The organism is Neisseria sp. P0013.S005 (assembly GCF_051958425.1).
Lineage (GTDB): Bacteria > Pseudomonadota > Gammaproteobacteria > Burkholderiales > Neisseriaceae > Neisseria > Neisseria subflava.
Genome location: NZ_JBQCVL010000080.1, coordinates 1 through 247 on the forward strand (window position 1 = coordinate 1; position 247 = coordinate 247).

Genomic DNA, 247 nt, shown 5'->3' on the forward strand with positions numbered 1-247 from the left:
TTGGGCGCTGCTTTGTTGGAGCGGATTGAAAGTACGGATCCGAATGCTTTTATCGGCCTTCCGATTTTCCGTCTGATTGATTTTTTTAAAAACGATGGTGTGGAAGTTTTATAGTTTGAGTCCGTCTGAATGTGTTCAGACGGCCTGAGATTTTTTGGAGTTGCAAGAATTAAAACGGTTTTTTATTTGATTCCTACCCCTTTTGGTGCGCCTGATACGCCAATCCTTTTGCCGCATGAACAAAAGG

Annotated in this window: 1 pseudogene; it reads left to right on the plus strand. The window is 42.5% G+C overall.

The features are described 5' to 3' along the window. Window positions 1-114: pseudogene (locus ACTHTA_RS11575) on the plus strand (septum formation inhibitor Maf); the annotation flags it as partial. Window positions 115-247 lie beyond the last annotated feature (133 nt).